Raw genomic sequence first — 24,826 nt, 5'->3', positions numbered from 1 at the left:
GTTAGTCTATGCCAAATTTATAAAAAATAGATTGGAAATATGTCTAAAATCCGTTCAATGAGTTTAACTACTCGCATCATGATTGGTATGGTGCTTGGTGTTGCAGTAGGCTTTATATTTCAGGCTATATTAGCTGGTGAAGACGATTACCTAATTCCTCTTGGGTTATTCTCTTTGCCAATTAAAGCCTTTTTTGTTGATGGCCTTTTCCATGTAGGTGGGCAAATATTTATAGCCAGTTTGAAAATGCTGGTTGTGCCTTTAGTATTTGTATCGCTGGTATGTGGTACCTGCAGTTTAAGCGATCCGAAGAAACTAGGCCGTTTAGGCGGTAAATCAATTGGTTTATACTTAGTTACAACGGCAATAGCGATTACAGTCGCGATTACCTTAGCGTTACTATTTAACCCAGGTGAAGGCATTGGGTTACCCTCTCAAGCAAGTTATGATGCCAAAGAAGCGCCTACTTTAGCTCGCGTAATTATTGATATGTTCCCTACCAACCCTTTTGAAGCAATGGCAAAGGGCAACATGTTACAAGTAATTGTGTTTGCTCTATTATTCGGTATTGCAATGGCACTTAGCGGAAAAGCAGGTAAACGTGTCGCTACTGTATTTGAAGACTTAAACACCGTTATCTTAAAACTGGTTACTTTGCTAATGAACATTGCCCCTTACGGCGTATTTTTCTTAATGGCTAAATTGTTCACTACCATTGAACTAAACTTAATTGTGAGTTTAGCTAAGTACTTTGGCGTGGTTGTATTAGCCTTATTACTACACGCATTTGTAAACTACACCCTACTGCTAAAAATACTCACGGGTCTAAACCCGCTCACTTTCTTGGCTAAAATGAAGCACACTTGTTTATTTGCTTTTAGTACCTCAAGTTCAAGCGCGACTATGCCTATTACACTTGAAACGGCAACTAAAAAGCTTGGCGCTAATAATTCGGTCGCTTCGTTTACTATTCCGCTTGGTGCAACCATTAACATGGATGGCACCGCAATTATGCAAGGTGTGGCTACGGTATTTATCGCTCAGGTATTTAGTGTTGACTTAACTATTTCTGATTACTTAATGGTGATACTAACTGCAACGCTTGCCTCTGTTGGTACGGCGGGTGTACCTGGTGTTGGTTTAATTATGCTAGCCATGGTACTTAACCAAGTTGGCTTACCTGTTGAGGGCATCGCCATTATTATTGGTGTAGACAGATTGCTTGATATGACCCGTACAGCAGTAAACGTAACGGGTGACTGTATGGTTACGTGTGTCGTCGCTAAAAGCGAAGGTGAACTAGATGAAAGTATCTTTAACGACCCAAATGCAGCAAAAGATTTAGAGGACTACCACAAATCTATTGATTAGTATTTCTGACAATAGTCATAAAAAAAGCCTTGCTACTTCGTTAAGTAACAAGGCTTTTTTGTTGGGTTTGAGTGATTAAATTATTAAGGGTTTAACGCCTTAAACTTTGACATTAAACTTACACCCGCTTTATTCACACCATGGCTCAAACCCATTGCCAGCTTGTCACTTAATCCTTTTTTAATCTTGTATTGCACTTTATAAATTTGATATTGCTGTTGTTGCTCTAACAACGCATCATCGCTGGTTTTAATAGTATCGACTAACCCTTTTTCAATTGCTTGGGTTGCAAACCAATGTTCACCCGTTGCCACTAAATCCATATTTAAACTTGGGCGCTGAGTGCTCACAAAAGTTTTAAACAATACATGAGTTTGCTCTATCTCTTCGCGGAACTTTTCACGGGCTTTATCGGTATTTTCACCAAATAAAGTTAACGTGCGTTTAAATTCACCCGCCGTAATTTGCTCAAACTCGACATCATTTTTCTTTAAAATTTTATTAAAATTTGGAATTTGTGCAATAACACCAATAGAGCCAACAATTGCAAACGGTGCTGCAATAATATGATCAGCCACACAAGCCATCATGTAACCACCACTGGCGGCGACTTTATCTATTGATACAGTCAACTCAATACCGGCTGACTTTAAACGTTGTAATTGTGATGCGGCTAAACCATAGCCATGTACCACGCCACCACCACTTTCAAGGCGAACTAACACTTTATCTTTTTTTGCATCCGCTATCGAAATTATCGCGGTCACTTCTTCGCGCAAGCTTTCTACTTCATGTGCGTCCATACTGCCTTTAAAGTCAATAACATAGAGTCGTGATTTAGGCGCTTCTTTGTCCGCTTTTTTTTGCTCTGCTTTTTGTTGTTTTTGATAGGCTTTTAACTCTTTTTTACCTAGCGTATTATTTAAAAAGCTTTCTTTTATATTGGTCAGCTGCTCTGATAGGTCATCAATTTCAATCTCACCTTTTTTCGCTTTTGGCTTAACAGCCGAGCTTACAATTAAGGTTAAAATCACAGCAATAGCAATAACAAAGGTAATGGTTTTTGCAAAAAATAAGCCGTACTCGTATAAAAATTCCAACTGTGTTCTCCGTTTATAAATTTCAGCCAATTTAGCATGCTTTAAAATAAAAAAAAGCCACTATACAGTGGCTTTTTAGACTTAATTGAGTGGTTGATTATTAATTAGTCACAATGTCAGTATCTGATACAGATAATAAACGTCCACGCGATGCTAGATAAGTTGCAATTTGCAATTGCATTTCTGCATTAGCTGCGGCGCTGCCCGCTGCTGTAGACGACTGTCTTTCATCTTGCGCCGGTGTCAATACCGAGCCATGATGACCTGTGTTAAATTTAACTAAATAGCTAGCGCCCATCTCTGTTGGTGCTTGAGTTGTACTCACTGTTTCTAACCCCATAAAGTTAGCTAGAGGTAGTGTACCTGCAATTGGATTGTTAGCAGTCATCGGCGGAATAACTTGGTCTGGCTTGTTACTATCAGTACCATCACCAACAACAACATTCATATACACAGGTGTTTCTAGTGCTTTAACCGTTGCTGCATAGTTAGTCGGGTCGCCACTATCCAATGCGGTTTGAGCTGCAAATACAAACTGCGTCATCACGCCCTTAATGTTAGCCAATTTATCAGCTTCTCCCGCCATCGTTAGCGATGCTGCAAATTCATTAAAGCCACAGCTTAAGAAGTCCTGCATGTCTGGTAACAAGGCGCCACAGTTTGATAACGCACCAGCATTTAAGAATGCATTAAACTCGTCAGCTTCAGCAGTTCCAGCTTGAGAAAGTACAGAGCCTTGAATAAATGGACCAAACGCGGCTGACTCTAATAAGAAGCTAGCAATACCGCCACCGCCGCTTGCCAATGCAACAGCATTAACTTTAAAGAGTGGGTCTACTTGATCAGCCAATGGGCTATTCGCTTGTGCAATAAATGCAGGCGCTACAATTGAGCCCAGTGAATGGCCAATATAAGATACATCTCTAGAATTGAGTGAACTATCACCACTGAAGTTTAAGCCTAAACGTAAACCAAGTAAGTCAGCACTTGACTGGCGTAAGCTGTCTCTAGCGACCAATAACGAGCTTAGGTTCATGTAACTAAGTACAGAGCCTGATGTTGCGTTAAAGTCATCTGTGCCATCAACATCAACATCTATTCCACGCTCGCCATGACGAGGATGGTCAATTGCAACCGTTGCAAAGCCTTGCAATGAAAGCTGCGCTGTTAGCGTTAACATGCTTTCTTTTTGTGTGGTAATACCGTGTTGCATAATAACCACTGGCCAGCCATTTTCTGGCATAGCAGCAAAAGGCTCTAAACCTAAGCCTGTTCGGTACGCATTAACAACCGGTAAAATCGGTTTGGTAATTTGTACTGGCACATTTTCCATACTTTGCATTTTAGGAAGTGAGTTATATTTAGTTAAGTGTTTAGTGCTATCAAGCCCTAAGTCACGAAGCTGTCCATCACTCAAAGCAGCACACATCGCATCGTTAGTGCTAATGGGATCAGTTGGGAACGCTTCACCCGCTTGCGCTTTGTAACCTAAAATAGCAACGGCACTGTCACACATACCTTGCCAGTAAGTATCATTTAAATCACTGATTTCTTTACCCGTAGGTGTACCTAAATACATAGGTAGCTGGATGCTGCCTTTTTGATACTGTGCTACTTGGAATACGTCAGGCACCGTTACACCTTGTATTGCAAACGCTTGTTGTACATTAGCCATAGGCTGTGTTGGAATTTGCAACGCAGGCGTTGGAATTGTTGGCTCTGTTAAGCTTGCTGCTAAAACCTTTTTAATCGTGCCAAGCACAGGACCTGCTGATTGCATTGTCATGGCAGCTGAGTAAATGATATCGTCTTTGGTGATATTTCCTGAGCTTACCACTACGTTTTCGTAGCTGTTAACAGCCCCTTGCAGCGCAAGTTGTGATGGCGTTACTAACGGCGCTTCTTGTTTAACAGTCGCATATGTTGATGATGGCTCAATTGAGCGACCTTCTGAATCTTTAAGCCCAGTCGTTAATACATTAATGTACGAGCTACCAGCCTTAAATGGCTTAAGTGGAATAATTGCAACCGCGTCTCCAGAGCCTTGTGTAACAAAATCAACACCAAAGGTTAATTCGCCCACTAATTTACATGCAGCACCGGCTGGTGCTTGTGAGCATTCGGCATCTGTTAGGCTTGCACCCATGATCACTTCAAAAATACGTACTGAGCCTGGTGAAGCTGCAGACGTTTCATCTAGGCTAATGCCCGGTGGAAACGTTAAATCTATTTTAAAAGGAACTTGCGTAGACCAGCCATCAAGTGCCCCTAGTGCAAGTTGCGGATCCGCATACGCAGCGCGAGGGATAGAAACATTTTCGTCATTTAGCTCACCAGGAATGTTTAATGTGCCATCGCGCGTACCGCTCATCAATAAATCATTAGGAACCGAAATTACACCATTTGCAGGGTCAAATTTTACCGTAGCTTTTGGAATAACTGTAACTGAATCGTTTTTAACATCTTCTAACGTTTCTCCGCCGCCACAGCCTGCTAATGCAGCTGCAACTGAGAGCGAGAGTAGCATTTTTTTCATAGTGTTCTCCGCACAAATCTTATTTTTATAGTGTGTTTATAGCCAGTGTAATTAAGTTAAAATAATGTAGCTAGTATATTAATGAGACATTAGACCAGTTAAACTTAACGTAAACTTTCTAGTTTCGCCACCTAAATTTGTAATAAATTCGATTACTTGTCGATTTGCTATGTTAAAATCAAAAAAAATTTAAACATTGGTACTTTTATGCATACCTATCAAGCAACTGAAAACGCACTTAAAGACAAAGTAATTTTGATAACAGGCGCAGGTGATGGTATCGGCCGTGTTGCAGCAATTACTTATGCTAAACATGGTGCAACCGTTATTTTATTAGGAAAAACAACTAATAAACTAGAATGTGTGTATGACGAAATCGTCAATGCAGGCTACCCACAGCCAGCGATTGTGCCTATGGACTTAAAAGGTGCAACTAAACAAAACTACCGCGACCTTGCTGCAACTATCGAGAGCCAATTTGGCCGCCTTGATGGACTATTAAATAACGCGGGTATTTTAGGTACTTTAGGGCCGTTGGAGCACTTTTGTTCATCAACATTCGAAAATGTAATGAAAGTAAACGTAACTGCACAAGCGATGATCACCAAAGCGTTGTTCCCTGTAATGCGTAAGTCAAAAAGTGCTTCAGTGGTATTTACCTCATCGGGTGTAGGTCGTAAAGGAAGAGAATTTTGGGGACCTTACGCTATTTCTAAGTTTGCGGTAGAGGGTATGATGCAAACATGGGCGTGTGAAGTTGAAAAAACGCCAATCCGTGTTAACTGCATCAATCCAGGCGCAACACGTACATCAATGCGTGCAAGTGCATTTCCAGGTGAAGATCGTGATTTACTAGCAACACCTGAAGATTTAATGCCAACTTACCTGTATTTAATGAGTGATGACTCAAAAAATATCAATGGCCAATCGTTAGACGCACAAGCTAAAAAGTAATATTTAGTTTTAAACGTAAAAAAGCCGCTATAAAAAGCGGCTTTGTTGTTTTATGCTTTAATTACTTACGTTTAGTCGGTTTTACACGTTGATTGTGCTTTTTAACCGCCTTGCGAATTTGGTTTATTTTAGCGCGCTTGTCTTTACGCTTTTCAGGAATAACCGACAGCTTAGTTTGTGTTTCTTTGCCAAGCTTTACTGTTTTACGTAAATAGTTAACCGTATCTAAATCATACTCAATCCAGCCACCTTGCGGTACACGCTTATCAAGCTCTAATTTACCGTAACGAATACGAATAAGACGTGATACTTCCACATCTTGTGATTGCCATAAACGACGCACTTCACGGTTACGACCTTCGTTAAGCGTTACATTATACCAACGATTAATACCTTCACCGCCCATAGGCTTGATACCAGTGAACTTTGCGGGGCCATCTTCAAGTTCTACGCCACGCAGTAAGTTTTTCATTGTTTCGTCAGTGACTTCACCAAATACACGTGCTGAATATTCGCGTTCAACTTCATAGCTTGGGTGCATTAAGCGGTTTGCCAATTCACCGTCATTGGTAAACAGCATTAGGCCTGAGGTATTCACGTCTAATCGGCCTACTGCTATCCAGCGATCGCCATCAATACGAGGTAAGCGGTCAAAAACGGTTCTACGGCCTTCAGGGTCTTTACGCGTACTTAACTCGCCTTCTGGTTTGTTATACATAATTACACGACAAATTCTGTCTGCTTTTTCCTCTATTTTAACGGTATGGCCGTCAACACGAATTAAATCGGTTTCTTCAACCCTGTCGCCTAACTTAGCTACTTTACCATTTACACTCACACGATTTGCATCAATGTATTTTTCCATTTCACGGCGTGAGCCTACACCTGCACGGGCTAGGACTTTTTGTAACTTTTCACCTTGTATACTCATTCGGATGGTTCTCTCACAGAAGGATCACTTAATAACTGGGTAATTTTACTTTGCTGTTGCTCTGGCAATGCGGGTAAATCATGAAGTCCCGTTATCGAAAAATAATCTAAAAATTGTTTAGTCGTTGCATAAAGTGCCGGTTTACCGGGTACTTCTTTATGCCCAACTACTTTAATCCACTCTCTTTCAAGCAGAGTTTTAATAATATTTGAGCCAGTTGCTACACCCCGCACTTGCTCAATTTCACCACGGGTAATGGGTTGCTTGTATGCAATTAACGACAGGGTTTCGAGTAAAGCTCTCGAGTATTTAGGGGCACGTTCTTGCCATAAATTACTCAACCATGGGCTTAAACTACTGCACGCTTGAAAACGATAGCCACTGCCTACTTCAACTAAACGTATTCCACGCGTCTGATAGTGAACTTGAATGGCCTCTACAGCATCATTAATGCGCGCCATAGAAATTGCTAAGTCGTTTAAAACCGTGTCCTTAAGATGACGTTTTGATACGGGTTTGCCTGCCACAAAAATCGCCGCTTCAATGATTTCAATTAATTGTTCATCACTAATTCGCCGACCAACCATAATCACTCTAAAGTTAATAAAAACACACAGCCATCTATTATGACAGAACAACGGCAAACTAGGAAAACATATTAATAAAATAACATTTTATAGGTATAAAAAAGCCAGTGAAAAACACTGGCTTGGTATCAAGTGTATTTAATAATGTAATTTAGCTATTTTTAAATTGCTCAAGTGCATCGTCCTCTGCAACAGAATCACCATGCTTTTTGATATAGCTATTAAACTCTTTTTTACTTACTCGTTTATCTTTATTGCTGTCCATGTAACCAAAATGATTTGAAATATCATCATCGTCAGCTTCAGAAACTGAAATAAAACCGTTGCTATCATTATCTAAGCTTTTAAAGTCATTTTCTATTTTATCAAACTTCGCAATATCAGCCTTAAATGCAGACTCACTCACTTCACTATCTGTAGCAACTTTCCCAGCATTTAGCTGCATATAAGCATCATATTCATTACGGCTTATTTGATTATCCATATTTGTATCTATATTTGAAAAGTGCTGCCAAATACTATCATCGTCGGCTTCTGTTTTAGAAATAAAGCCATCGCTGTCGTTATCTAAGCTTGCAAAATCACTGTCGATTTTTTCTAAACCTTGATTTGAAGAACAAGCGGCTAAACTCAATGCGGCTAAAATAGTAGAAGCTATCGTTAATTTTTTCATCAGACGTATCCTTGTATTAATAAATTTCAAATCTAGTAATACAAATACGATGCCAAAAAAAATAAACTATTAAAATCAAACAATTAACCAAGAACAACTTCTATTACGATATTTAATAATGCAATTTTTGCAAGCTACTCTGGTAATTTTTGCAAAAAAAAGCTCGGTAAGAACCGAGCTATTTATATCTAATACGGTAATTTAGATTGCAGCGTTTTGGTAACGCTTAACAAAATCAGTAACGCTTTGGCCATTACACTTTAATGAATTTAAGTTACCAATTTGCTTACGTACTGGTTGTAAGCCTTGCTTTAATGCAGTCATACATAACTGTGTTTCTTGGTGTGAATCTTTTGCAAATACTTCTACTTTAGACACAACTGATTGCGTTGCTGCTTCTTTTTTTGCAATGTCACGGATGTCTTGACCGTTACATAGGATACTTTTTGAATAACGCGATAAATATACACCGTGCTTTGCTGCCATTTTACGAGCAGCAGAAAACCCCTCATTGGCGCTTACTACACATAAGTTAGACTCTAATTTGTTGTCTTGGCTGTAATACGTATTGCTTTGCGCAGTAGCAGTTACAGAAACAAAAAGAGAGGCGGCTAAAAGTAATTGAGTTTTCATCAGGTAGTCCTATTTGAACGAGTTAAACAAACGATTTTTGCGCATTATATAGACAACTTTTAACATATCAATTGAATATTTTATTTATTTTATTATTTAATATTGCATTTACAATGTTTAAACATTAAGCAAAAATTGATCAACATTTGTGCAGCTATTTTCTCGTTTCAGTCATGTTATGTCGCTCCAAATACTGATACAATTTAGCTAACAATGAAAATAAATTTGAAGGTAAACTTTATGAAAGTGATTTCTTTTAATATCAATGGCCTGCGTGCTCGCCTACATCAGTTACAAGCTATTATTGATAAACACCAGCCAGATATTATTGGTCTTCAAGAGATAAAAGTGCACGATGAAGCATTTCCGCTAGACGATGTACAAAAAATGGGTTACCACGTTTATTTTCATGGACAAAAAGCGCATTACGGTGTGGCAATGTTATGCAAAAAAGAGCCTAAGTCGGTATTAAAAGGCTTTTCCACCGACACAGATGAGTCGCAAAAGCGAATGATCAGCGTTACCGTAGAGCAAGAAAATGACCGTGACCTACATGTCATGAATGGCTACTTCCCGCAAGGCGATAATATCAACCACGAAACTAAATTCCCTTATAAACGTCAATTTTATCAAGACTTAATGACTCACCTAAATAGTCATTACACGCCTGATCAAGATGTAATTGTAATGGGCGATATTAATATCTCTCCAACCGATTTAGATATTGGTATTGGTGAGGTAAACGCAAAACGCTGGTTAAAAACCGGAAAATGTTCATTTCAACCCGTTGAGCGTGAATGGCTAGCAACGTTATTAAACTGGGGCTTTAAAGACACCTTTAGGGAGCAAAACCCAGAAACTAACGATCAATACTCATGGTTTGACTACCGCTCTAAGGGTTTTGTTGATAATCGTGGACTAAGGATTGATGTGGTTCTGGCAACGCATGACTTAGCAGCTCGCTGTATCGACACCGGTATAGATTACGAATTACGTGCTATCGACAAGCCTTCAGATCATGCGCCTATTTGGTCTGAGTTTAATTAACGATTATGCTAAGTGTGCAATTACAGGCATTACTGTGGATTGGTGTTATTGTTATTGGCTTTTTAAGTGTTAATAAATCAACATACGCCAATTTATTTAATACGCCAGCAAGGCAAACAGGTGTGTTTGCCTGCGCGCTGGTGCTCGCTTTACTATGGCGTATAAAAGCCGGTATTTTACCTGGTCTTGATCTTCATATACTGGGCATTACTGCTGTTACGCTGATTTTAGGCTGGCGTCTGGCTATTTTAAGTTGTGTATTAGCAACAGCCCTGCTAACTGCTTTTGGACAAATAGCATTCGAGCTGATTGCGGTAAAATTACTAATAAGTGCGTTTATTCCAGTATTATTAAGCTACATTGTATTTATGCTTTGTTACCACTACTTAGCGCGGCACTTTTTTATCTATATATTTGTTTGTAGCTTTTTAACGGCTGGTGTCGTTGCTTGCGTTAACATTATACTCGGGGGTGTTTTTTATTACGCAATTGGCGAATATAATTGGCATCAGCTAACAGAAAACTACATTTATCTCAGTCCTATTTTAGCGTTTCCTGAAGCAATGCTAAACGGTATGGCAATAACTGTTATGATCACCTATCGCCCGCACTGGGTAAAAACTTTTTTTGATAAGGACTATTTAGGCTCATGAGTCTTCATTACCATTGCCCTATTTGCAAACTTCCATTGGCACTTAATGAAAAAACATTACGCTGTGATAATAACCACAGCTTTGATTTTGCCAAAGAAGGCTATGTAAACTTACTCCCCGTGCAAAATAAAAACTCTAAACAGCCCGGTGACTCTTTAGAAATGGTACAAGCAAGGCGTTCTTTTTTAGAGCAAGGCCATTATGCATTTTTACAGACAGCCTTAGCTAATTTAGTCAGACCGCTCAATGCAAATATAGTGATTGATTTAGGGTGTGGCGAGGGGTTTTACACCCATGCTATAGCAAATAACACGCAAGCTACTGTTTATGGTGTTGATATATCTAAGTCGGCGGTAAAATACGCAGCAAAACGATACAAACAATGTCAATTTAGCGTGGCATCAATAAGCCACGCGCCCTTTAATGATCACCTTGCTGATGTGTTAATTAGCGTGTTTGCCCCTTTGTTTGACGATGAACTTTCTCGCCTTGTTAAAGAGGATGGCTGTTTAGTGGTGGCAAGCCCTGGGCCTATGCACCTCAAAGAGTTGAAAAAATATATCTATAATACGGTAAATGAACATACTGAAGTGGCTACGCCAACAGGCTTTAAACAATCATCGCAACAGCTCATTACAGAGCAAGTGTCACTCACATTTAGCGACGTAAGAAATTTAATAATGATGACACCCTTTGCATGGAAGTTCAGACCCGAGCATTGGCAGGCACTTGAACAAAAACAGCATCATAAGGTTACCTTGTCATTTTATATTAGCCAGTTTGTTAAAACTGCTCTTTAGTAAAGGTTTTATCCATTTTATCAAACATGTCTTTTAACAATTCAGCAAGCTCCAAATAGCGGGGCTTGTTTTTCCCCATTTGTGCGTCGTAACCGTTGGCGATCATTTTTGCAAACAACTCGTTGTACCATTGCAGCATAGCGGGTTCTAATTCTGTTTGCGCACGTTTACCTAGCCATAAAAGCCCTTGTAACGGCAAGGAGATAAAAAATAGACTACTGGCAATAGCTTGAGGTAAAAAATCAGGGCCTAAATAATTAAGCTGAAAAAACAAAGTTAGCATGGCTAAAATAGGCATTACTGTAATCGCAAGCTCGGTTGCTCTGATCACTTTAAACTCGGCAAATAATGGCGCGACCTCTTTACGCATAGGCCATGTTTTAGCATAAGCGCGCCCTAATTGAACTTGTGATATCACACTTTTTTGCATTATAAATCCTCACAATCACGGCATTTAACACTTGTAAAAGCATCTTGCTTATAAAAGTGTAACACAACTCTCACTTTATCGGTAAAAATGCTTAATTTCATTAGTAAAACTCACAAAAAGCATAAATTATAGAAAGAATTCCACAAAGCCCTTTTAATAAAGTCAACTACACTTTAGTCTATACCCATTTAAGCTTACAATGCTTATATATCAACCAAGTGTACTGATTAATATTTAAATGGAAAATGAATCTATGCCAACTCTCCCAAAAAAACCAAACCATGTTTTGGTACTTAATTGTGGAAGCTCAAGTTTAAAGTTTGCAATTATTGATGCAAACACAGGAAAAGACATTATTTCAGGTTTAGCTGAGCGCCTAGGTGCAGATGCTCCCTCAATAAAATATAAATTTAAGGGAGAAAAGACCACCATTAAACTTGCTGCTAATCAGGCACACGCGCATGCCATTGATACGCTGGTTGATTTAATAAAAGATCACAATCTTGATGAGCAACTAGTTGCTGTTGGTCATCGTGTTGTGCATGGTGGTGAGCATTTTACCCAATCAGTATTAATTGACGAACGCGTTATTGCAGGTATCACGCAAGCAGCTACGCTAGCACCTTTGCATGGCCACGCTAACTTACTGGGTATTTCATCAGCGCAAGCATCATTTAAAAACTTACCGCAAGTAGCCGTGTTCGATACGGCATTTCATCAAACAATGGATGAAGTCGCTTATCTTTATGCCCTTCCTTATCAGCTTTATAAAGACTTTGGTGTTAGGCGCTATGGTTTTCATGGCACCAGCCATTTTTATGTGGCAGGGCAAACTGCGAAGTTGTTGGCACTTCCTATTGAAAACAGTAACTTTATTAGCGCTCACTTAGGCAACGGCTGTTCAGTGTGTGCGATTAAAAATGGCAAAAGTGTTGATACCAGTATGGGGTTAACCCCGCTTGAAGGGCTTGTTATGGGTACGCGCTGTGGCGACATTGATCCGGGCCTATTTAACTTTTTAACCACGCAACTCGATTACACTGCTCAGCAAATTGATGACTTACTCAATCAAAAAAGTGGTTTATTAGGCATAAGCGAGTTGTCTAACGATTGTCGCACCATAGAAGAAGCCGCTATTGCAGGCAACCAGCAAGCTATGCTGGCTCTTAATATGTTTTGTTACCGCCTCGCAAAACAAATAGCCGCTTACATGGTCCCGCTGCAACAGCTAGACGCAGTTATTTTTACCGGCGGTATTGGCGAAAATTCCGATATTATCCGTGATAAAGTACTTAAACAATTGGCCTTTTTAGGTATTAATTTAGACCCACAAGCAAACCTTGATGCACGTTTTGGCCAAGCTGGGTTAATTAGTACAGCTGATTCACGTAGCAAAGCGGTTGTTATGCCCACAAACGAAGAATGGGTGATCGCACTTGATGCCGCAAACATCACCAAGGAGTTATAATATGGCTCGTCGTATTATGTTGATCCCCGTTTCTACTGGGGTTGGTTTAACCTCAGTATCGGTGGGTTTGGTAAGGGCGCTGGAACAGAAAACTGTTAAAGTTAATTTTTTTAAACCTATAGCCCAACCACGCGCGGGTGAAACAGGCCCAGAAAAGTCAACACAAATTGTTACCCAAGGCTCACCTATTGATCCACCTACGTCATTTGCGCTGGATTACGCCGAGCAAATGATTGGCGATGGCAAAGGCGATGACCTGCTAGAAGAAATTGTAGAGCGTTTTCAAAGTAAAATTAACGATGATGAAGTGGCTATTATTGAAGGCATGGTGCCTACCCGTCGCCAACCATATGCGGGGAGAGTAAATCGCGAAATCGCACAAACTTTAGGGGCCGATATCGTTTTTGTACTTACCCCTGGCAATTACAACATTACTCAAATTGAAGACCGACTTGAAATAGCCGCTGGCAATTATGGTGGCATTGACCACCCTCGCGTGCTTGGCTGTATTTTTAATAAAGTAAACGCCCCCCTTGATGAGGAAGGTCGAGCTCGCGCCGATTTAGTCGATACCTATAAGCCAGAAGCGCTTGATAACGAATTAAACCGCTTAGCTTCTTTACCTATTTTTAGAAAAAACCCGTTTATGTTACTCGGCGCTATTCCGTGGGATTTTGAACTGGTTGCCCCACGTGTTAAAGATTTAAGTGCCTATTTAAAAGCCACTATTATCAACGAAGGCGATATGGTGCACCGCCGACTCAGACGAATTACATTTTGTGCCCGCACGGTATCCAATATTTTAAATTATTTTACGCCAGGTGCGTTATTGGTAACCCCAGGCGATCGCTCAGATATACTCGTTGCAGCTTGCTTATCGGCCATGAATGGCACAAAACTAGGTGCAATTTTACTTACCGGTGGTTTTGAACCTGAGCCGCGCATTATGGCGCTATGCGAACAAGCTATGCAAACTGGTCTGCCAATTTTGGCAACCGAGGGCGATACCTGGCGCACTTCTTTATTGCTGCATAACTTTAACCTAGAAGTGCCTAGCGACGATGAACAACGCATAGAAAAAGTAAAAGATCATAACGCTGCACATATCGATTCTGATTGGCTGGACACATTAGCAAAAAGTGTGGGAAAAACCCGCAAGTTATCCCCCCCGGCCTTTAGGTATTTATTAACCGATAAAGCCCGTAAAGCGGATAAAACGATTGTGTTGCCTGAGGGTAACGAGCCTCGTACCATTAAAGCCGCTGCTATTTGTGGCCAGCGCGGCATTGCTAAAACAATTTTACTTGGCGATCGCGATGAAATATTTCGCATCGCGGAGCAACAAGGGATTGAACTGAACGAGCATGTGACTGTAATAGAGCCAAGTAGTATTATTAATGACTACGTAGCACCTATGGTTGAGATTCGTAAAAACAAAGGCTTAACTGACGTTATTGCAAAGGAACAACTGCAAGATAACGTGGTACTGGGCACCATGATGCTAGAGCAAGGAAAAGTAGATGGGCTGGTTTCAGGGGCAGTCAATACCACGGCTAATACTATTCGCCCGCCTTTACAGTTGATTAAAACCGCACCAGGTTCATCATTAGTCTCGTCGGTATTTTTTATGTTGCTTCCTGATCAAGTGCTTGTTTATGGTGACTGTGCTATTAACCCTGATCCTAATGCTGAACAACTAGCCGATATTGCAATTCAATCTGCCGATTCTGCTGCCGCATTTGGCATAGAACCTCGTGTAGCAATGATAAGTTACAGCACGGGTAATTCGGGCAGTGGCGCTGATGTAGAAAAAGTCCGCGAAGCAACAAAAATTGCCCAACAAAAGCGCCCAGATCTCATTATCGATGGGCCATTGCAATACGATGCGGCCATTATGGAAAGTGTAGCTATTAAAAAAGCGCCAGATAGCCCGGTTGCCGGTAAAGCAACCGTGTTTATTTTCCCTGATTTAAATACGGGTAATACCACCTACAAAGCAGTGCAACGAAGTGCCGATTTGATCAGTATTGGTCCTATGTTACAAGGGATGCGCAAACCTGTTAACGACTTAAGCCGTGGCGCATTAGTTGACGATATTGTGTATACCATTGCTTTAACAGCCATTCAGGCGGCGCAAGTAGAAGCGCTTAATTAAGGCCTGTAATTAACTTGCCCTTTTTATAGTCTAGCCATTTTTTATTTAATAATTAACTGGTTAGGCTATTTATACCTCACAACCCCCAAGCTTATCCACAGAAATTGTGGACAATTATTTTTTAGCTAATAAAAATATAGCACTGCCTAAACTTGAGCCTTTAATTTAGCTTCAATACTCTATACTATAAAGCTATTATCTTGCTGCTAGGGATGGGTTTTATGTCAAAACAAACACTACAATTACACAGCACTGTTTTATCAATTCATAGTTTAGCGCTTGATGCCGACATCCCTCCTGCCCTGTTAAAGCAACCATTATTTTTTATTTCAAAAACGCACGACGAACTCTCGGTCGTTTGCCCTGATGACTTTATAATTGATAGCCAAGATACAGAATCGAATTGGCAAGCATTAGAAGTAATTGGCCCATTAGGATTTTCGTTAACCGGTATTATGGCAAATATTTCAGGAGTATTAGCAAGAGCTGGCGTGTCAATTTTTTCAATTTCAACCTATGACACCGACTATATCTTAGTAAAAAAGCAAACAGTCAACAAAGCGATGGCTGCTCTTAGAGCCGATGGCTACAACGTGGTAACTTAATTAATAATGAAATCTGAAGACGTTAGCTATTTAACTAAAAATAAAATTGGCCGAAGCGCGATACAAATAACTAGCCCATTCAGTGGCAAAGTTATGCAGATGGACGCGCATCCTGAAGCTTTTTTCCGCTTTGGAACTTTAGGGCCAGGAATCATGGTCAGCTTAACTAGCCATAAAGTGTTAGCGCCATTTAATGGCACTTTATTACAAGTTAAAAGCGGCGGGTGCGAGTTTATTTTAAAAGCTAAAAATGGCTTAAAAGTATTAATAAACTTAGCTGTTCCTGATTCTCAAACTCTCACGCATACTCATATTGCTCAGCTTAATGGCAGCAAAATAACCAAAGGACAGCGCCTCGCTTACTTTGATTTGCGTGAACTCGATACGCCTATTTTAGCTAGCCTTATCATACTCAATGGCCACGACTTAGGCACTTTTCATTATTCTCACCCGCAGGTCAATGCTGGTGTAGATATCTTATTAACTATTATCAAAAAGAAGTAGGTTTATGATCACTCTCTATGGCATTAGCAACTGCGACACAATCAAAAAAGCAAAAAAATACCTAAGCGATAATGACATCGCGTTCACTTTCCATGACTATCGTAAAGATGGCGTTAATCATAATATGGTTAGCGATTTTGCAGAGCATATTGACTGGGAACAGCTTGTTAATAAACGTAGCACAACATACAGAGCGCTGTCGGATGAGCAAAAGCAAAGCTTAACTAAGCAAACTGCTATCGATATATTGGTTGAACAACCTGCAATGATTAAACGCCCTGTTCTTATTAATAACGGGCAATACCATTTAGGCTTTAAAGCAGCCCAGTACGATGAGATCTTTAAATAATGACCCATCCAGTAATTACCCTAGCCCAAGCCTTAATTCAGCGAGAGTCGGTTACACCTGAAGATGCCGGGTGCCAACATATGATGAATGAACGCCTAAGCGCCATTGGCTTTGATATTGAATCGCTCTTTTTTACTGACACGCTCAATACTTGGGCACGAAAAGGCACGCAATCACCGCATTTTTGTTTTGCCGGTCATACTGATGTGGTGCCCACTGGACCTGAAAAAAACTGGCAGCATCCGCCTTTTGCAGGCCTAATTGAAGACGGCTTATTACATGGCCGTGGCGCTGCCGACATGAAAGGCTCATTAGCAGCGATGATTGTGGCAACCGAACGCTTTGTGACTAAGCATCCAGATCACAAAGGTTCCATTTCGTTTTTAATTACCTCAGATGAAGAAGGCCCGTTTATTAACGGCACCACGCGCGTGATAGATACTTTAGAGGAGCGCGGTGAAAAAATAGACATGTGCCTTGTAGGTGAACCCTCTTCTCGCGATGTACTCGGTGATGTGGTTAAAAATGGCCGCCGTGGTTCACTCACGGGGTTTTTAACTATAAAAGGCGTGCAAGGTCATGTGGCCTATCCACATTTAGCACAAAACCCAATTCATTTAGCCACGCCAGCTTTAACCGAGTTAAGCCAAACTGTGTGGGATATGGGTAATGACTTTTTTCCAGCCACCAGCTTTCAAATCTCTAATATTAATGGCGGTACGGGCGCAGGCAATGTGATCCCTGGGGAGCTAGAGGTACAATTTAATTTTAGATTTAGTACCGAAGTTACTCATCAACAACTACAACAAAAAGTAAATGCCATTTTACAAAAACACAATTTAAATTATGAACTCAATTGGATTGTGAATGGCTTGCCGTTTTTAACCGATCACGGCCCATTGGTTGATGCCACCGTAGCCGCCATTAAATCGGTAACGGGGTTAACCACTAACTTAGAAACAACAGGTGGCACCTCAGATGGTCGTTTTATCGCACAAACGGGTGCTAAAGTTATTGAATTAGGGCCACGTAATGCCACTATTCATAAAGTGGACGAGTGTGTTAGCACCGACGACCTAATCGCGCTGGCCGATATTTACGAACAAATATTAGAGCACCTGTTAACTTAATGACTGCAAATAAAGAACTCATACAATGCATCACTGGCCAAAGTGATGCACATTTAGTTGCCATACAAAATCACTTTTTGCATGCCGATATTGTAAATGACTTTATTGCACTGCAAACTGCGGCTGCATCAGCAGGCTTTGATTTATGTATTGCATCAAGTTTTCGGGATTTTAACCGTCAATCCGCTATTTGGAACGCTAAATTTTCCGCTAAGCGGCCGGTATTAAACAAAGCGCAGCAACACGTTGATATTAATTCGCTCAGTGATATTGATAAATGCATTGCCATTATGCTTTATTCTGCGCTACCGGGGGCGAGTCGCCATCATTTAGGGACTGATTTAGATATTTACGATAAAAGCGCAGTGAGTGACGATTATGTTTTGCAATTGAGCCCTAATGAATATCAGCAAGGTGGGCCTTTTGCTAAACTAAGCCAATGGCTAGACACTCATCTAGCAGAATTTGGATTTTATCGACCTTACCAGTACGACTTGGGCGGGGTAGCTCCTGAGCTTTGGCATATTAGCCACATAGCGCAATCAGCGCAGCTTATTCGTCACCTTACGCCAGAAGTGTTGCACGACTGCATTAAAAACAGTGATTTATTAGGTAAAGACGCTATTTTAACCCACTTACCTGCATTGTATGAACGCTTTGTGATCAATGTAAGTCCACCAGCTAAGCAGTTTTAGTCTTTTTATTTAAAGTAAAAACTAATACCGCTAGTAAAATGATACTGCTGGGGAGCATAAATTGTACAGTTAATATCTCTGATAAAAACACTGCCCCTGCAATAGCCGCCAAAACGGGTACGCATAACTGCACTATGGCTGCATGCGTGCTCTTTAATAGTGGCATAGCCACATACCAAATACTGTACCCTACGCCAGATGCGATGGCACCTGAGGCTATTGCAAGTAACGCCCCTTCGATACGTATATTTTTAAGCTGGCTCATTCCCACCACAATTAAAATAGGTAGCACTAATAAACTACGAATAAAATTAAAGGCAGTGGCTCTTAGCGGCGACACACACGCCTTGCCACGAATACTGTAAATTCCCCACGCAATGCCACTTATACTCATTAATAATGCAGCCATCAACGGTGGTGCTGTCTGTGAGGGCACCATTAAGTAAACAAATGCAGCAAACGCCACTATAAATGCAAGCCATTGCACAGCACTTAAACGCTCTTGTTTATATATGCCCCAGCCAATCATTGTAAATTGCACCGCCGAGAATAAAATAAGCGCCCCCATACCGGTATCAAGCTCGATATAAGCAACAGAAAAACACAGCGCATATATCAATAAGCTAGCACTGCTTCGCCAACTGCCAGTATCGTTAATAATAGGATTACTTAACTGCGCTTTTTTATTTAACTGCCTAGTATAGAGCAGCATAATAATGGTCAAACACACTGCCCCGCTCAGTAACCTAATAACGGTAAAATTCCACGCATCAATGTAGCCTTGCGCCAACGCTAACCGACATAATAACGAATTTGCAGCAAAGGCAACTAACGCGATAATAGTAAACAGTGTTGCTTTCAAATTAATTCCTAACGTATTGATAAATATGTACCGTACTTATATACCGATTAAATTAACGTCCAATGTTGTAAACGTTACCATGGTTATTTTTTAAATGATAAAGTTTTTATTAAGGGTTTTTGTTCTATGTTTATACACTACGCTTTTTTACAATCTTTCACACTTGTATTTATTGGCAGTATGTTAACCTTACAGAATAAATAAGAAGGAGTGCGCGTGCGTCACATTTTAATTTTTAGTCTTTGCTTTATTGTAAGTGGTTGCAGCACCATTGGCTTTGACGATCTCTTTAATGATTACGCCACTAATACCACCCCTATTAGACAAGCCATTACGAATAATAATATTGAGAGTGCACGCTCCTTAATAAGCAAAAACAGCAAAACACACAGTAATTATTTACTGAGCCAATTAGAACAAGGCCGTATCGCGGATTTAGCCAACAACCCCGATAACGCACAAGTTCATTTTGAAACTGTCTATCAACAAATGCAATCTAAGCGCCAAGCTGCAAAAATACAAGTAAGTGCTGGGCTTGAGCAAAGTAATGCGCTGTTAACCAACGACTCAGCTATTGGTTATACACCGCCCGCCTACGAAATGAGTATGTTGCATAGCTACAAAGCACTCAATTATGTTTATAAACATGATATTGAAAGCGCCTTAGTTGAAATACGCCGTGCTAATAAAGTACAAGTTGATGAACTATTAAATAATCAAAGCGAATTTGATAATGCGGTTGCCCAAGCACAGCAACACTATCCCGATATGGATAACTTAATTCGCTCGGTTAAAAATGGCTTTCAAAATGCGTACACGTTTTATTTATCAGGGTTACTATATGAAACGGCAAAGCAAGGTGATGATGCCTACATAGACTATAAAAAAGCGCTCGAAATACAACCTAACAATCCGTATTTACAACACGATGTACTGCGTCTTGCTAAGCAGCAAGGTTTTGCCGATGACTATAACCAATTTAAACGCCAGTTTGGTGAAGTTAACAGCTTAGAAAAAAACCAAGGCGAAGTGGTTATATTATTCGAACAAGGCCTGATACCAAAACAACACGAATTTAAATTGCGACTACCCATTTATACTTCACAGGGAGACGCCCGCTTTTATAGTCTCGCCATGCCCATTTATATAAATAATGCCTATGAAAGCACCGTTAAAAACGTCAAAATTAATGACCACGTATTATCACTAAGCCCGCTAGTGCACTTAGAAGCACTGGCCGCTAAAACGTTAGAGCAGCAAGTTGCTGGGCGCGTATCGAGGCAAATATTGCGCTTAGTGGCGAAAGAAAAGCTGCGCGCTGAGCTTGCCCGCAGTGGCGGTGATGTGGGGAATATTTTAGCAAACTTATATAATCTTGCATCTGAGCAAGCCGATACCCGCAGCTGGCTTACCTTACCCAATCAAATTAGCCTTGCCCGCAGTGCAGTGGCTGCAGGCGAACATACCTTAAATGTTGGCTCAAAACCGCCAATAAATTTTACCGTTAGTAAGCAAAGGTTAACGTTAATCTACCTAACCTCTGTTAATAACTATTTTAACTCCCATGTAGTGCAACTTTAGGAGCCATCATGAAATACATACTCCCCATTATTGCGTTGTTTATGCTTAGCGCATGTAGCAGCCGACCTGTAACCTCAGGCATTGGAGTTGAACAAACTACCAACGCCTACAAAGAGCAGCTCAATGTTAACAATCTACAGTTAGCAAAAAAGCTATTAATTAGTGATGTAAAAACTCGTCAAACAAATAACCTAACCGCCGTGGTAGTCACCTTGGCAAGTACCTATAAAAAGTCACAATATTTACAGTATCAATTTAACTGGTTTGATAAAGATGGCTTTGTAATTAAAGGCAACCACTCGCCGTGGCAAGCCCTCACATTATTTGGCTTTGCTAAAACTCAGCTTGCAGGGCTCGCGCCTAGCCCTAATGCCGTTACTTTCTCTTTAGCTGTAAGAGAAGTGTCTACTGAAGCACAAGAATTTAAAGATTAAAGGAAACCATGATGATCAATAAACAATTCAAATCACTCTCTGGCTATGCAATTTTAGGCTTAGCCGCACTCACACTAACAGGCTGTGCTAATAAAGCAGTCGTTAGTTATGGTGATGCCCAAGCCGTAGAAACCACAGATATAAACTTTGGCTCTACCGACCTACAAAAAGTAGCCTCGCAAATGACCGACTCACTTCTCAGTTCGCCAGTGGTTGGTACTATGACTGCCAATACACGCCCTGTGGTATTTGTTGAGCGTATTAAAAACAAAACCAGTGAACACATAGACACTGAGTCAATTACCGACTCAATTTCGACTCAATTACTTCGCAGTGGAAAATTTAGATTTGTTGATATGACTCGTGTAGAAGCGGTTCGTGAACAACTTACATTTCAAAATGAAGATGCACTGATCAATCCAAGCACTGCGGTGGCCTTTGGTAAACAAATTGGTGCGCAATATATGCTGTACGGTAACCTATCGAGCATTGTTAAATCCAATGCTGACAAAGCCGATGTGTACTACAAATTTACAATGCGCTTAATGGATATGCAAAGTGGCCTTGTTGAATGGGCTGACGAAACTGAAATTCGTAAAACCCGTGAAAAATCTACCTTTGGTTGGTAACTAACAGGAGCGAACCATGAAAACGCTTAGCTTATTTTTATGCACTTTATTAATATTTAGTGCCCCCACTTTTGCCAAGTATGAACGCAATAAAGCCGTTCCTGTGCAGCAAGTACTATTTGGTAAAGTGAAGTCAGTGCGCAACATTACAGAGCAACAATTGGTTCACGATAAAAGCAACGGCTGGAAAACCTTTGGCGGTGCCCTATTAGGTGGAGTTATTGGTAACCAGTTTGGTGGTGGCAGCGGTCGCACGGTAGCGACTATTTTAGGATCAGTGATTGGTGGTAATGTTGCGCATAATCAGCAACAGACACAACGCTATGAAAACCTCCAATTAGTTGAACTACTTATACAAGTAGAAAGTGGTGAACAATTTATGGTGGTACAAGACAACGATCCCGCTATGCGTTTTCACCAAGGTGATAATGTGCGTCTTATTTATTTAACTAATAACACAGTCCGCGTAGATAGCGCTTATTAGAGTCTATTTATGTTTCGAGCTTAATTATTAAAGTTCCAACAAAAAACCTAACTTAGGTCACTAAGTTAGGTTTTTTATACGTATTCACTTTTATTTATTAAGCGGGTTCTTTTGCCCACAGCTGCTCGTTTTCATGCATTTCATATAAACCATGTGCACGGTTAATCAGTAAATTTGCAAAATCAGCTTGGGTTTTATCTCGCGCGCCCGCGGTAATAATTTGATCGGCCTTTAACTGCCACTGCAGTGAAAAATAACGCATAGCATCGCGTGCATCTTTTGCTGCAGATGCTTCAGCGTGATCAGTTGGTAAACGACCGGTGATCACCCAGTAGCTTTTACCGTTTTGCGCTTTAAATTTCCAAAGCGCGCATAAAGGCGCTAAAAAACGGCTTTCTTTTTCAAGCAATGTTTTGGGCATAATGCCTTTTTCAGCTAAATGTTTTTGCGCATTTTGAAAACATTCGCGCTGCCATTGAATTTCTTGTTGCTGAAGTTCAGCTTGCTGCTCTGGTGTTAATGGTTTTTGTTCTTGTTGCTGCATTTTAATAACCTTTTTACTTCTTTGTTTACACTTTAAGGGCATAACAAATAAGGCGCAAGCATAAATAGCGTGCTTAACACCTTATTCGCAGCTGTTTGCTGGGTTTTTAAGCAAACCGATTATTTTATGTTGTGATCAAACGACCCCACATCACCGGGGAACACCACTGGCGATTCAACACCCTGTTTATTCACGCTAGCAACGCCAAAATAGTAGTTATCAATAACCACATTTTTAAGCGTAAACTCGCTTACATTATCAACCCATTGGCTGTATTGCCATTGTGGCTCACTCGTATAGCGCCAGTAAATTTTGTAACCGGCAATATTTTTATCATCCGATGGTTGCCAAGAAAGTGTGGTACTGGCGCGTACGGCACCACTAATTTTCACTTCTTTCGGTGGCGCTGGTGCCCATGCCATTGACGCTAGGCTCACCGCATTCAATGACGTGAGTTTTGCGGCGTAATCAAAATCAACCCCATCGATGGTATCACCGTACACTATGCCATTTTCGTTGCGTAGGTCTTGATGTTGACGGTCGTAATGCTCGTTAGTTTCCATTATACGTACAGCCGCAAAGCCCGCATCATTAAATGGGCGATGATGCCCTCCTCGAGCAAATCGGTCGAGTCTGTATACCAGCATAGTGTCTAAATTTTCAATGTATTTATCGGCAATGGTGTCTATGTAACGCGCTAAATTACGACTCGCTGAGTCAACTTCGCCACCTGTAAAACGACGAGTACGCGCTTGCTCTTTGGTTTCAACCACTCGCGTCCCTTCAGAAAAAATACGTGCAGTGGTGTTATCGGTTACGCCATTAATACCGGTAATATTACCAATCATGTCGTTATTTAAAACACCATGAACCTGCCAATTATTTTTTTGCGCATAAGCGGTTAAAATTTTACCGCCAAATAAACCTTGCTCTTCACCTGAGAGCGCCGCGTAAACAACCGAGCCATTAAATGTATATTTCGATAAAACACGCGCTGCCTCAATAACACCGGCAACCCCTGAAGCGTTATCATTTGCCCCTGGCGCATCGCTGGTAAAATCCATTACATCACTAACACGCGAGTCTATATCACCCGACATCATCACCATACGATTAGGCTCAGTACTGCCGCGCTGAATCGCAATTATGTTAACCACTTCTACAGGGTTAGGAATGCGCTTTTCTCCCGAAATGGTTTGTTTTACCTCTATTATTTTTAAGCAGCCACCACATTGTGCCGAAATCGCTTCAAATTCTTTTTTAATCCAACGCCTTGCCGCGCCAATACCACGTGTATCAGACTTAGTCTCTGATAGCGTATGTCGCGTACCAAAACCCACCAGCGTTTGAATATCACTCTCAATACGCTGCGCCGAAATTTCTTGTGCAATTTTATGCAATGATGCTTGTTGTGTAGACTCGCCAGCAAAGCTTGTAAGCGTTACAGAACTTAATGATGCCAACACACCATACTTTATAAGTCGATTAACTAACTTTAAACCTAAATAAGACATAGCATTGTTATCCTCATAATGAATGCTACCAACATGACAGCAGAAACCAATAACCGCAAACCTTTTGAGATAGACACTAAAAATCACACGCTTAATTACATATTATTAACACCTTGAATTTTACTTAGAATTTAACCCACACCAAACAAGTCCTCTG

26 protein-coding genes are annotated in these 24,826 nt (G+C 40.6%); 16 read left to right on the top strand and 10 right to left on the bottom strand.

The genetic code is table 11. From position 1 onward, the window contains the following. Window positions 1-39 precede the first annotated feature (39 nt). A complete protein-coding gene (locus QL986_RS10075) occupies window positions 40-1,371 on the top strand; it encodes a dicarboxylate/amino acid:cation symporter (protein WP_013464802.1) in 1,332 nt (443 codons plus the stop codon). 83 nt (window positions 1,372-1,454) lie between these two features. On the opposite strand, the gene sohB is transcribed toward QL986_RS10075, so the two are convergent. Together sohB and QL986_RS10065 are read right to left on the bottom strand one after the other, a co-directional pair. Then, window positions 1,455-2,471, bottom strand: coding sequence for a protease SohB (gene sohB / locus QL986_RS10070; protein WP_036956513.1), 1,017 nt, complete (start codon window positions 2,469-2,471; stop codon window positions 1,455-1,457). Window positions 2,472-2,571: 100 nt separating this feature from the next. Continuing rightward, window positions 2,572-5,007, bottom strand: coding sequence for a VolA/Pla-1 family phospholipase (locus QL986_RS10065; protein ID WP_036956409.1), 2,436 nt, complete (start codon window positions 5,005-5,007; stop codon window positions 2,572-2,574). A 207-nt stretch (window positions 5,008-5,214) separates the two neighbouring features. Between QL986_RS10065 and QL986_RS10060 the strand changes: the two genes are divergently transcribed. After that, window positions 5,215-5,961, top strand: a complete 747-nt coding sequence (locus tag QL986_RS10060; RefSeq protein ID WP_028835839.1) for a YciK family oxidoreductase — start codon at window positions 5,215-5,217, stop codon at window positions 5,959-5,961. A 61-nt stretch (window positions 5,962-6,022) separates the two neighbouring features. On the opposite strand, the gene rluB is transcribed toward QL986_RS10060, so the two are convergent. The 4 genes from rluB to QL986_RS10040 form a co-directional block, all read right to left on the bottom strand. Continuing rightward, a complete protein-coding gene (gene rluB, locus QL986_RS10055) occupies window positions 6,023-6,892 on the bottom strand; it encodes a 23S rRNA pseudouridine(2605) synthase RluB (protein WP_008110001.1) in 870 nt (289 codons plus the stop codon). Continuing rightward, on the bottom strand, window positions 6,889-7,479 hold the full coding sequence (scpB, locus tag QL986_RS10050) for an SMC-Scp complex subunit ScpB (protein ID WP_013464798.1): 591 nt from the start codon (window positions 7,477-7,479) through the stop codon (window positions 6,889-6,891). Before scpB ends, rluB begins: the two co-directional genes overlap by 4 nt. 151 nt (window positions 7,480-7,630) lie before the next feature. Next, the gene (locus QL986_RS10045; protein ID WP_036956407.1) at window positions 7,631-8,152 is read right to left on the bottom strand and encodes an EF-hand domain-containing protein; all 522 of its coding nucleotides are present in this window, start codon (window positions 8,150-8,152) and stop codon (window positions 7,631-7,633) included. Between the two features lie 201 nt (window positions 8,153-8,353). Further along, complete coding sequence (locus tag QL986_RS10040) at window positions 8,354-8,785, bottom strand: hypothetical protein (protein WP_013464796.1); 432 nt, start codon at window positions 8,783-8,785, stop codon at window positions 8,354-8,356. A 240-nt stretch (window positions 8,786-9,025) separates the two neighbouring features. On the opposite strand from QL986_RS10040, the gene xthA reads away from it, so the two are divergent. Genes xthA through rlmA form a run of 3 tightly spaced genes read left to right on the top strand, consistent with a single transcriptional unit; the run spans window position 9,026 to window position 11,285 of the window. Then, window positions 9,026-9,832 (top strand): exodeoxyribonuclease III, encoded by an 807-nt coding sequence (gene xthA, locus QL986_RS10035; RefSeq protein WP_036956404.1) that lies wholly within the window; start codon window positions 9,026-9,028, stop codon window positions 9,830-9,832. Window positions 9,833-9,837: 5 nt separating this feature from the next. Then, complete coding sequence (locus tag QL986_RS10030) at window positions 9,838-10,485, top strand: energy-coupling factor ABC transporter permease (protein WP_036956402.1); 648 nt, start codon at window positions 9,838-9,840, stop codon at window positions 10,483-10,485. Continuing rightward, window positions 10,482-11,285: a 23S rRNA (guanine(745)-N(1))-methyltransferase gene (gene rlmA / locus QL986_RS10025; RefSeq protein ID WP_036956400.1), complete on the top strand. Its 804-nt coding sequence runs from the start codon at window positions 10,482-10,484 to the stop codon at window positions 11,283-11,285. The genes QL986_RS10030 and rlmA overlap by 4 nt, the downstream gene beginning before the upstream one ends. Here the strand turns inward: rlmA and yfbV are convergent. Further along, a complete protein-coding gene (gene yfbV, locus QL986_RS10020) occupies window positions 11,269-11,715 on the bottom strand; it encodes a terminus macrodomain insulation protein YfbV (RefSeq protein WP_016899917.1) in 447 nt (148 codons plus the stop codon). The genes rlmA and yfbV overlap by 17 nt on opposite strands. Before the next feature lie 253 nt (window positions 11,716-11,968). On the opposite strand from yfbV, the gene QL986_RS10015 reads away from it, so the two are divergent. The 7 genes from QL986_RS10015 to QL986_RS09985 all read left to right on the top strand — a co-directional run bounded on the left by QL986_RS10015 (window position 11,969) and on the right by QL986_RS09985 (window position 18,621). Further along, window positions 11,969-13,183 (top strand): acetate kinase, encoded by a 1,215-nt coding sequence (locus tag QL986_RS10015; RefSeq protein WP_013464791.1) that lies wholly within the window; start codon window positions 11,969-11,971, stop codon window positions 13,181-13,183. A gap of 1 nt (window position 13,184) precedes the next feature. Next, the gene (pta, locus tag QL986_RS10010; RefSeq protein ID WP_016899915.1) at window positions 13,185-15,338 is read left to right on the top strand and encodes a phosphate acetyltransferase; all 2,154 of its coding nucleotides are present in this window, start codon (window positions 13,185-13,187) and stop codon (window positions 15,336-15,338) included. Between the two features lie 221 nt (window positions 15,339-15,559). Beyond that, window positions 15,560-15,943 carry an ACT domain-containing protein gene (locus QL986_RS10005; protein WP_010389757.1) on the top strand — a complete coding sequence of 128 codons (384 nt, stop codon included), beginning with the start codon at window positions 15,560-15,562 and terminating at the stop codon, window positions 15,941-15,943. 6 nt (window positions 15,944-15,949) lie between these two features. Further along, window positions 15,950-16,447, top strand: a complete 498-nt coding sequence (locus tag QL986_RS10000; protein ID WP_290191501.1) for a PTS glucose transporter subunit IIA — start codon at window positions 15,950-15,952, stop codon at window positions 16,445-16,447. 4 nt (window positions 16,448-16,451) lie between these two features. Next, the gene (locus tag QL986_RS09995; RefSeq protein ID WP_024602574.1) at window positions 16,452-16,796 is read left to right on the top strand and encodes an ArsC family reductase; all 345 of its coding nucleotides are present in this window, start codon (window positions 16,452-16,454) and stop codon (window positions 16,794-16,796) included. Then, entirely contained in the window at window positions 16,796-17,926 is a 1,131-nt protein-coding gene (dapE, locus tag QL986_RS09990) for a succinyl-diaminopimelate desuccinylase (protein ID WP_013464786.1), read from the top strand. Before QL986_RS09995 ends, dapE begins: the two co-directional genes overlap by 1 nt. After that, on the top strand, window positions 17,926-18,621 hold the full coding sequence (locus QL986_RS09985; RefSeq protein ID WP_024602573.1) for a M15 family metallopeptidase: 696 nt from the start codon (window positions 17,926-17,928) through the stop codon (window positions 18,619-18,621). The genes dapE and QL986_RS09985 overlap by 1 nt, the downstream gene beginning before the upstream one ends. Here the strand turns inward: QL986_RS09985 and QL986_RS09980 are convergent. Next, window positions 18,608-19,483 carry a DMT family transporter gene (locus QL986_RS09980; RefSeq protein WP_290191500.1) on the bottom strand — a complete coding sequence of 292 codons (876 nt, stop codon included), beginning with the start codon at window positions 19,481-19,483 and terminating at the stop codon, window positions 18,608-18,610. The two genes, QL986_RS09985 and QL986_RS09980, sit on opposite strands and share 14 nt — an antisense overlap. A gap of 216 nt (window positions 19,484-19,699) precedes the next feature. Between QL986_RS09980 and QL986_RS09975 the strand changes: the two genes are divergently transcribed. The 4 genes from QL986_RS09975 to QL986_RS09960 are packed head-to-tail and all read left to right on the top strand — an operon-like array spanning window position 19,700 to window position 22,611. Next, a complete protein-coding gene (locus QL986_RS09975) occupies window positions 19,700-21,064 on the top strand; it encodes an adenine DNA methylase (protein ID WP_138765009.1) in 1,365 nt (454 codons plus the stop codon). An 8-nt stretch (window positions 21,065-21,072) separates the two neighbouring features. Next, window positions 21,073-21,498 carry a YcfL family protein gene (locus QL986_RS09970; protein WP_290191499.1) on the top strand — a complete coding sequence of 142 codons (426 nt, stop codon included), beginning with the start codon at window positions 21,073-21,075 and terminating at the stop codon, window positions 21,496-21,498. Window positions 21,499-21,506: 8 nt separating this feature from the next. Beyond that, complete coding sequence (gene lpoB / locus QL986_RS09965; protein WP_013464781.1) at window positions 21,507-22,127, top strand: penicillin-binding protein activator LpoB; 621 nt, start codon at window positions 21,507-21,509, stop codon at window positions 22,125-22,127. Window positions 22,128-22,143: 16 nt separating this feature from the next. Beyond that, window positions 22,144-22,611: a glycine zipper 2TM domain-containing protein gene (locus QL986_RS09960; RefSeq protein ID WP_024602570.1), complete on the top strand. Its 468-nt coding sequence runs from the start codon at window positions 22,144-22,146 to the stop codon at window positions 22,609-22,611. A 97-nt stretch (window positions 22,612-22,708) separates the two neighbouring features. On the opposite strand, the gene QL986_RS09955 is transcribed toward QL986_RS09960, so the two are convergent. Next, window positions 22,709-23,155, bottom strand: coding sequence for a DUF4826 family protein (locus tag QL986_RS09955; protein WP_008110031.1), 447 nt, complete (start codon window positions 23,153-23,155; stop codon window positions 22,709-22,711). A gap of 119 nt (window positions 23,156-23,274) precedes the next feature. Continuing rightward, complete coding sequence (locus tag QL986_RS09950) at window positions 23,275-24,669, bottom strand: M28 family metallopeptidase (RefSeq protein WP_024602569.1); 1,395 nt, start codon at window positions 24,667-24,669, stop codon at window positions 23,275-23,277. Between the last annotated feature and the right edge of the window lie 157 nt (window positions 24,670-24,826).

It is taken from the genome of Pseudoalteromonas sp. APC 3250 (assembly GCF_030407915.1).
Taxonomy (GTDB): domain Bacteria; phylum Pseudomonadota; class Gammaproteobacteria; order Enterobacterales; family Alteromonadaceae; genus Pseudoalteromonas; species Pseudoalteromonas tetraodonis.
The sequence above is the reverse complement of the archived record's forward strand: the minus strand, read 5'-3'. Positions and strand labels throughout refer to the sequence as shown.